The 3,376-nt window shown below is 68.5% G+C and carries 6 protein-coding genes; 5 read left to right on the top strand and 1 reads right to left on the bottom strand.

Annotated elements, in window-relative coordinates; all coding sequences use genetic code 11:
- The coding region (locus VF536_RS00275) for a hypothetical protein (protein WP_331612751.1) at positions 1-256 on the bottom strand (256 nt) is incomplete at its 3' end.
- Between VF536_RS00275 and flgB the strand changes: the two genes are divergently transcribed.
- The 5 genes from flgB to VF536_RS00300 all read left to right on the top strand — a co-directional run.
- Positions 255-653: a flagellar basal body rod protein FlgB gene (gene flgB, locus VF536_RS00280; RefSeq protein WP_331612752.1), complete on the top strand. Its 399-nt coding sequence runs from the start codon at positions 255-257 to the stop codon at positions 651-653. The two genes, VF536_RS00275 and flgB, sit on opposite strands and share 2 nt — an antisense overlap.
- A gap of 15 nt (positions 654-668) precedes the next feature.
- The gene (flgC, locus tag VF536_RS00285; protein WP_331612753.1) at positions 669-1,094 is read left to right on the top strand and encodes a flagellar basal body rod protein FlgC; all 426 of its coding nucleotides are present in this window, start codon (positions 669-671) and stop codon (positions 1,092-1,094) included.
- A gap of 58 nt (positions 1,095-1,152) precedes the next feature.
- Positions 1,153-1,812 carry a flagellar hook capping FlgD N-terminal domain-containing protein gene (locus VF536_RS00290; RefSeq protein WP_331612755.1) on the top strand — a complete coding sequence of 220 codons (660 nt, stop codon included), beginning with the start codon at positions 1,153-1,155 and terminating at the stop codon, positions 1,810-1,812.
- A 71-nt stretch (positions 1,813-1,883) separates the two neighbouring features.
- Positions 1,884-3,092, top strand: coding sequence for a flagellar hook-basal body complex protein (locus VF536_RS00295; protein ID WP_331612756.1), 1,209 nt, complete (start codon positions 1,884-1,886; stop codon positions 3,090-3,092).
- A 4-nt stretch (positions 3,093-3,096) separates the two neighbouring features.
- The coding region (locus VF536_RS00300; protein ID WP_331612757.1) for a flagellar basal body protein at positions 3,097-3,376 on the top strand (280 nt) is incomplete at its 3' end.

Below are 3,376 nucleotides of genomic sequence, written 5' to 3' on the forward strand. Positions count from 1 at the left end.
GCGCGGGCTGTTGCAGCTGCAGCTCGGGCGAGATCAGGCCGGCCTGCTGGGCCTGGTCCAGCAACGCGGCGCGCGCGGTGTCCAGGACCTGGGCATCGAGCAGGGCGGTGCCGTCCTTCGAGGCGCTCTGCGCATTCGGTGTGCTTCCCGCGGCCACGGCGGCCGGCAGCCCGCATGGCAAGGACAGCGCTGAGACCGCCACGGCGATCGACAGTGGACGAAACACGGAAACGAAAGCAAAGAGGGAGTCGCGCATGAGCATCGATTTCAGCAAGGCGGCCGGGGTGCATGACGACGCGCTGCGTCTGCGTGCGGAGCGGACCAAGGTCCTCGCCTCCAACATCGCCAACGTCAGCACGCCGGGGTATCAGGCGCGCGACATCGATTTTGCCGCGTCCTTGCGCAGCGCACTCGCGACCAGTGGAGGATCGGGCGACGGATCGGGCGACGGCTTCAACGGAGAACTGGCGCTGGACACCGGCGACCAGGACATGAAGTACCGCGTCCCGTACCACCCCGCGCAGGACGGCAACACCGTCGAGCTGGGCGTGGAGCAGGCCGCCTTCGCGCAGAACGCGCTCGATTTCCAGACCAGCCTGAGCTTCGTGAACATGAAGCTCAAGGGCCTGGCCAAGGCCATCAGCGGCCAGTAAGCAAGGGAACTCTCCATGTCCTTCAAGCAGATCAGCCAGATCGCCGGCTCGGCGATGTCCGCGCAGACGGTGCGCCTGAACACCATCGCCAGCAACCTGGCCAACGCGCAGTCCGCCGCCGGCAGCGAGACCGCCACGTACCACGCCCGCAAGCCGGTCTTCGCCGCGCTCGCCGCGCGCGAAGGGCTGGGCGATCAGCAGCTCGCGGGCACGCGCGTGCAGGTGCTGGACGTCGTCGAGAGCCAGGAGCCGCTGCGCAAGGCCTACGAGCCGGAGAACCCGCTCGCCAACGAGAACGGCGAGGTCTTCTATCCCAACGTCAATCCGGTCGCCGAGATGACCGACATGTTGTCCGCCTCGCGTGCCTTCGAGACCAACGTCGAGGTGCTGTCGCGCGTGAAGTCCATGCAGCAGTCGCTGCTGCGCCTCGGCGAAGGCTGATCGACTTCTGATCCCGGCCTGATCAAGACCTGACCCCGATCCCCCACGGAGCCCCGACATGACCACCCCCGTCAACAACAACGCCAGCGGCAACGGCGCGTCCTCCAACGCGATCGCCGGCAACGGCGACAGCGCCGGCCTGAGCAACCTGTTCACCACGCTGCTGGTCGCGCAGATCAAGAACCAGGATCCGCTCTCGCCGCAGGACCCGTCGCAGTTCGTCAGCCAGCTCACGCAGCTGAGCCAGGTCGAGTCGATGCAGAAGCTCACCTCGCAGGGCCAGACCAACGCCAGCATGCTGGCCAGCCTGCAGCTGATGACGCTGGGCGCGCAGGTCGGCTCCACGCTGCAGGCCACCGTGTCTCAGGTGCAGCTGGCCGGCGAGAAGGTCGAGCTGCGTTACGCGCTGGACTCGTCCAGCCCGCAGAACACGCTGGTCGTGACCGGCAGCGACGGCAAGGAGACGCGCGTGGACCTGGGCTCGCTGGGCAAGGGCGAGCACGGCTACACGCTGGATCCGGCCAAGCTCGGCCTGGGCGACGGCCAGTACAGCCTGAGGTTCGAGGCCAAGGACAAGCGCGACGTGAGCCTGGAGACCGTCGCCCGCCTGGACGGCGTGCGCCTGTCCGCCGACGGCGGCGTGATGCTGCAGCTCGCCGGCGTCGGCGAGGTCACCAGCCAGGCCATCACCCAGTTCAAGGGCCGCGCCGCGTCCTGACGCGCGAGCGCGTTTCTTCAGCTTCCCAGAGTTTCTCGAGTTCCCTGCATCCAACGCCTTCGGAGGCCCCCATGAGTTTCGAAATCGCACGTTCGGGCATCAACGCGGTCAACGCCAGCCTGGAGACCATCAGCAACAACATCGCCAACTCCGGCACCTACGGCTTCAAGTCCAGCCGCAGCAACTTCTCGTCCATGTACGCCGACACGACGCCGACCGGCGTCGAAGTGGGCTCGGTCTCGCAGAGCCTGCAGACCGGCGGCGGTCTGTTCAACACGGGCCGCGGCATGGACGCGATGATCCAGGGGCGCGGCTTCTTCGCGGTCAAGGGCGACGACGGCCAGACCGTGTTCACGCGCGTCGGCATGTTCGACGTGGACAAGGACGGTTACGTGATCGACAACCTGGGCCGCAAGGCGCAGGGCTACGCCGCGGTGCTGGACGCCCAGGGCCGGCCGGTGGAGGGCGCCGGCCTGGGGGCCTTCGGCGATCTGCGCGTCACCACCGGCACCATCCCCGCGCAGGCCAGCGACGTGCTGACCTACAACGGCAACCTCAGCGCCGACTGGACCGCGCCGGCCGTGGCGCCGTTCGACATGACGGACTCGCGCAGCTACAACAGCTCGATCACCTCCACGGTGTTCGACTCGCTGGGCAGCAAGCACACGGTGACGCAGTACTTCGTGAAGACCGGCGTGGGCGCGGTGAACGCGTACTACAGCTTCGACGGCGCGGCCCCGGCCGGCGTCGGCGCGACGATGACCTTCGACGCGCAGGGCCAGCTCACTGCGGTGCCCGCCGTCACGCTGAACGCCGCGCCCGCCAACGGCGCGGCGCCCATCGTCATGCGCATCGACTACACGAGCACCACGCAGTTCGCCGGCGACACGACCACGCGCACCAACGAGACCAACGGCTACGCCGCCGGCACGCTGACGGGCACCAGCCTGTCCGAGGACGGCTCGCTGATCGCCATCTACAGCAACGGCGAGAAGCCCAGGATCGGCACGATCGCGCTGGCGACCTTCGCCAACGAGAGCGCGCTCAAGCCCATCAGCGACACCAGCTGGATCTCGACGCAGGACAGCGGCGCGGCGCTGTACGGCCGCCCGGGCGCGGGCACCGCGTCCAAGCTCAGTGCCGGCGCGATCGAGCAGTCCAACGTCGACGTCACCGGCGAGCTCGTCAGCCTGATGAGCGCGCAGCGCAACTACCAGGCCAACACCAAGCTCATCTCGACCGAGAACGAGATGATGCAGGCGCTGATGCAGGCCGTGTGATCGCATGGACGCCCTGATCTACACCGTCATGAGCGGCGCCGAGCGCATCCAGCGCGCGCAGGCCGTGCATGCCAACAACCTGGCCAACATGGAGACGGCCGGTTTCCGCGCCAACCTGGAGCAGGCCAGCGCCGCGCAGGTGAAGGGCTACGGCTACGACGCGCGGCACCTGTCGCAGGCGCGGTCGGACGTGGTCAGCGCGCGCGCCGGCAGCCAGCGCGACACGGGCCGCGACCTCGACCTCGCCGTCGAGGGCGAGGGCCTGTTCGCGGTCGCGCAGGACG

This window comes from Roseateles sp. (assembly GCF_036486225.1).
Classification (GTDB): domain Bacteria; phylum Pseudomonadota; class Gammaproteobacteria; order Burkholderiales; family Burkholderiaceae_C; genus Roseateles.

Coding starts and splice junctions, on each gene's coding strand:
- flgB (WP_331612752.1), top strand. CDS start 255: ATGAGCATCGATTTCAGCAAGGCGGCCGGGGTGCATGACGACGCGCTG.
- flgC (WP_331612753.1), top strand. CDS start 669: ATGTCCTTCAAGCAGATCAGCCAGATCGCCGGCTCGGCGATGTCCGCG.
- VF536_RS00290 (WP_331612755.1), top strand. CDS start 1,153: ATGACCACCCCCGTCAACAACAACGCCAGCGGCAACGGCGCGTCCTCC.
- VF536_RS00295 (WP_331612756.1), top strand. CDS start 1,884: ATGAGTTTCGAAATCGCACGTTCGGGCATCAACGCGGTCAACGCCAGC.